Here is a 4,620-nt window from a genome sequence, read left to right as displayed (position 1 = left end):
GGCGCTGCCCGCTCGGGGCAGCGCCACAGCGCCGTTTCCCGGCCCGCCGAGGACCGGTCGGGCCCGGGGCCTACCGCCCGGCGGCCGCGTCCTCGACAGGCTGCGCCGGCGGCCGGAACGGGCCCCAGGTGAAGGCGGGCAGCCAGGCCTCGGGCGCGGCGCTCCAGTCCAGTCCGGCGATCTGCCCCGGCGAGCGGCGGCCGGTGAGCGAGCGGAGGAGGTCGTGCCGGTGCCCGCGGACGACGGCGGCCGGCTCGCCGTCACCGGCCCGCCACTCGGCGCCCGGCGTCTCGATGCGCAGCGCCGGAAGTCCCAGCGTGCGCACCGCGTTGGAGAAGCCCCGGACGACCAGGTCCAGCGACGAGGGGTAGGACGGGTGGTCCGGGAGCACCGGTTCCCCCAGCGCGACCCGGAGGTCGATCTCATGGGTGAACGCGTCCATCATCAGCATGGTGTGCCGCAGTTGCGGGGACTCGGTGAGCACCCGTTCCACCCCGCCGTCCAGCCGTGACCACTCGGCGAGCAGCCCGGCGAGGCCGTCGCCGGAGTCGGCGTGCGGCACCTCCCACAGGTTGCCCGGCGCGTCGGCGGCCACCGTGCGGCAGACTTCCAGCAGATGGCCGACCAGGTCCAGGACCGTCCACCCCGGACAGGCCGGCACGGGGACGTCGGCCACCGCGGGCCGGCCGCCCAGCAGCCCGGTGATGTTCTCCCGGGAGCCGCGGTAGGCGAGATGGTCCGGTGAGCGGTCCCAGAGCGACCCGGTCGTGGCCTCGGCGTTCCGCTGATACGTGCTCATACGGGCTCTCCTTCGGTTGGACGACGTTGCGGGGACGGACCGACGGTGCCGGAACCCCGGTCTCGCGCGGGCCGGTTCCATTGTGGCGCCCGGGTTCCGGGCGACGGCCGGCGGGACGGCGGGCGGAGCACGCCCGAAGACGCCCGGCGGCCGGGCGGGTTCAGAAACGCAACCGTGGAGATGCGGGCCGTGACGCCGCCTCAGGACCATGGGGAGGACCGTCAATTGCGGGACGTGAGCCTGGGAGGGATCGTGCCGACGACCTTCGGATCGCTGCGCCGACTGGTACTGACACCGTCACTGGCCTCGGTGACCTTCGCCGGACGCGGCTTCCCGGTGACACCGACGGAGAGCACCGAACGGCTGGAGGCGGTGCCCCAGGCGGTGGTCTGCGGCTTCGAGTGGGGGATCGACGCCCGGAGCCAGTGGGAGGTCGAGCGCCGACTCGGCCTGGTCGAACCCGAACAGCGCGGATTCGCGTACGAGGGCGCCACCATGGCCTTCACCGTCCTGGACGCGATGGGCCGCGGCCACCGCACCCGTGACCTGCTGGCCGGGTCCGGGCAGCCGCACATCTTCCTGGCGTACATCGGCATCGGCTTCGCCATGGCGCGGCTGCCGAGGTCGCTGTGGCCCAAGGTGCTGCCGGACCTCACCGGGACGCCCTACCACCCGACGATGAGCTGGCTGGCCGTCGACGGCTACGGCTTCGACCTCGCCTACTTCCACACCCGGCGCTGGGTGGACGGGCAGCGCAGGCCCAAGCCGTACCCGTGGCAGGGCGCGCCCGAGTACTTCCAGCGGGCCGTCGACCAGGGCGTCGGACGGGCGCTGTGGTTCATCCACGGCGGATCGCCGGCGAACGTCGCGGCCGCGGTGCGCAGGTTCGGCGCGGACCGGCAGGGCGACCTGTGGAGCGGCGTGGGACTGGCCTCGACCTTCGCGGGCGGCGGCACGGCCGAGGGCCTGGCCGGGCTGCGCGACGCGGCGGGCCCGCACCGGGCGGAGCTCGCCCAGGGGTCGGTGTTCGCCTCCAAGGCCCGTGCGTACGCGGGTTTCGTGCCCGCGCACTCCGAGGTCGCCTCGACGGGCCTGACCGGCCTGTCGGTGGAGGCGGCGGCGAAGGTCGCCGACGCCTGCGCGGTGGACGACCGCACCCCGGGCGCCGCCGGCGGGCCGCCCCCGTACGAGCTCTGGCGGGCGAACGTGCGCGAGCACTTCCGCGAGACCGGGCCCTCGCCCCGGCCCGCGCCGGGGCCGGCGGCCTGAGTGCTTTCCCGACGAGCCCCGGGCCGGACCGGTGCGAAGTCATCCGCGGGGCGGACCGGCCGCCCCGCGGGAAACCCGAGAGGAGTATGGCGTGTCCAGTGCATGGCGGACGCTCCGACGTCGAGTTCTCACTCCGAGCACCTCTGAAACGCTATTGGAAACGCGTGGTTTCCACCGGAAGTCGCCGGCCGCCCAGGACCTCCTGGAGACGGTCGGCGCGCGGTTCCTGGAGGGCTACGCCCACGCCGTGGAGGCCCGGAACCCGGCGGAGGCGGAATACCCGCTGGAGGAAATCCCGGACCGGTTCCGCGGCTTCGCCTACGAGGGCGCCGGAATGGGCTTCGCCATGCTCGACGGGCTGCGGCTGTCCGGCCGCAACTCGGTGGCCCGCTGCCTCGCCGGCCGGGGCGCCGACCACGTCTACATGGTCTACGTCGGCATCGGCTGGGCGATGGCCCGGCTGCCGAGGTTCTGCTGGCCCGACATCGACAAGCTCGACCCGCTGCTGCGCTGGCTGGTGCTCGACGGATACGGCTTCCACCAGGCGTACTTCCGCACCGACCGGTACGTCCACCAGCAGTACCGGGACCCGGCCTTCCCCTGGCCGGCGCACGACTCCCCGTCGTACACCGGCCGCGCGATCGACCAGGGCATCGGCCGGGCCCTGTGGTTCGTCGGCGGCACCGACGCCGAGCTGGTCGCGACCATGATCGAGAAGTTCCCGGAGTCCCGGCGGTCCGACCTCTACGGCGGCGCCGGACTGGCCGCCACCTACGCCGGCGGCGTGGACGAGGCGGAGCTGTGCGCGTTCCGCGACCGGGCCGGCATCCACGGGCCGATGGTCGCCCAGGGCAGCGCGTTCGCGGCCGAGGCCCGGATCCGGGCCGGACTGCTGGTGCCGCACACGGAGCTGGCCACGCGGGTCTTCTGCGGCATGACGCCCGATCAGGCCGCCGCGGTCAGCCAGGAGGCGCGGCCGAGCGGGCCGGTGCCCGGCGCGCTGCCCGCGTACGAGGTGTGGCGCCAGGCCATCGCCGACCGCTTCGCCAACGTCGGGGGGTGCTGACCGTGGCCGCCACCCGTCGGGTGCCGCCGGGCCCGCCGCGCCGGGCCGCCCCCGTCCTGCTGCGCAGGCTGGTGGGGGACCGGCTCGAAATGATGCGCTCCGCCGCGGCGGAGTACGGCGACGCGGTCCGGATCTCCATGGGCCCCAAGACGCTCTACTTCTTCAACCACCCCGACCACGCCAAGCACGTGCTCGCGGACAACGCGGCCAACTACCACAAGGGGATCGGCCTGGCCCAGGCCCGGCGGGCCCTCGGCAACGGCCTGCTGACCAGCGAGGGGGAGCTCTGGCGCAAGCAGCGCCGGCAGATCCAGCCCGCCTTCCAGCACAAGCGGATCGTCCAACAGGCCGGTGCCGTCGCGGAGGAGGCGGCCAAGCTGGTCGGCCGGCTGCGGGCGCACGAGGGCGGCGCGCCGGTCGACCTGACCAAGGAGGTCACGGCCCTCACCCTCGGGGTGCTCGGCCGCACCCTGCTAGACGTCGACCTCAGCGCCTTCGAGGCGGTCGGCCACGACTTCGAGGCCGTGCAGGACCAGGCGATGTTCGACATGGTCACCATGGGCATGGTGCCCGGCTGGGTGCCGCTGTCCAAGCAGCTCCGCTTCCGGCAGGCCCGGCAGGACCTGCAGCGGGTGGTCGACCGGCTGGTGGCGGAGCGGGTCTCCCGCGACGCCGGGGAGATCGTGGGGGAGGACGCGCTGTCCCGCCTGATCGTCGCCACCCGGCAGGAGCCCGACCACAAGGTCGCCCGCCAGCGGATGCGCGACGAACTGGTCACCCTGCTGCTGGCCGGCCACGAGACCACGGCGAGCACCCTGGGCTGGACCTTCTACCTGGCCGACCGGCACCCCGAGGTGATGGACCGGCTGCACGCCGAGGCCGTCGAGGTGCTCGGCGACCGCCTGCCCGAGTTCGAGGACCTGCACCGCCTGCGGTACACCTCGATGGTGGTCGAGGAGGTCATGCGGCTCTACCCGCCGGTGTGGATCCTGCCGCGGCAGGCCCAGGCGGACGACGAGGTCGGCGGGTACCACGTCCCGGCCGGCTCCGACGTCCTGATCTGCCCGTACACCCTGCACCGCCACTCCCGGTTCTGGGACGACCCGGAGCAGTTCGACCCGGAGCGCTTCGACCGGGACCGGGCCACGGACCGGCCGCGCTACGCCTACATCCCGTTCGGGGCGGGTCCGCGCTTCTGCATCGGCAACCATCTCGGGCTGCTGGAGGCCACGTTCACGATCGCCATGGTCGCCCGGGACCTGCGGCTGAGGAAGGTGCCCGGGTACCGGGTGGTGGCCGAGCCGATGCTGTCGCTGCGGGTGCGCGGCGGCCTGCCGATGACGGTGCACTCCGCCGGCTGAGCGGCCGCGCCCGCGCCCTGCACGGCAGAGCCCCCGCGACGACGTCGCGGGGGCTCCGTGCGCGGGGCCCGCGCCGTCGCGCGGGCCCCGGTCGGCCCGGCCCGCTGCCGCGGCCCGGGCCGGAT

Annotated in this window: 4 protein-coding genes; 3 read left to right on the top strand and 1 reads right to left on the bottom strand. The window is 74.4% G+C overall.

Annotated elements, in window-relative coordinates; genetic code table 11:
* Positions 1-70: 70 nt before the first annotated feature.
* A complete protein-coding gene (locus ACWGJO_RS41085) occupies positions 71-799 on the bottom strand; it encodes a maleylpyruvate isomerase family mycothiol-dependent enzyme (protein ID WP_401047757.1) in 729 nt (242 codons plus the stop codon).
* A 252-nt stretch (positions 800-1,051) separates the two neighbouring features.
* On the opposite strand from ACWGJO_RS41085, the gene ACWGJO_RS41080 reads away from it, so the two are divergent.
* The 3 genes from ACWGJO_RS41080 (at position 1,052) to ACWGJO_RS41070 (ending at position 4,495) form a co-directional block, all read left to right on the top strand.
* Complete coding sequence (locus ACWGJO_RS41080; protein WP_452190893.1) at positions 1,052-2,068, top strand: DUF1702 family protein; 1,017 nt, start codon at positions 1,052-1,054, stop codon at positions 2,066-2,068.
* A gap of 91 nt (positions 2,069-2,159) precedes the next feature.
* On the top strand, positions 2,160-3,134 hold the full coding sequence (locus tag ACWGJO_RS41075) for a DUF1702 family protein (protein ID WP_452190892.1): 975 nt from the start codon (positions 2,160-2,162) through the stop codon (positions 3,132-3,134).
* A 2-nt stretch (positions 3,135-3,136) separates the two neighbouring features.
* Positions 3,137-4,495: a cytochrome P450 gene (locus ACWGJO_RS41070; protein ID WP_452190891.1), complete on the top strand. Its 1,359-nt coding sequence runs from the start codon at positions 3,137-3,139 to the stop codon at positions 4,493-4,495.
* The last annotated feature ends 125 nt before the right edge of the window (positions 4,496-4,620 follow it).

It is taken from the genome of Kitasatospora sp. NPDC054795 (assembly GCF_053611565.1).
Note: the sequence above shows the minus strand (reverse complement) of the source record. Positions and strands in the feature narration are given on the sequence as shown.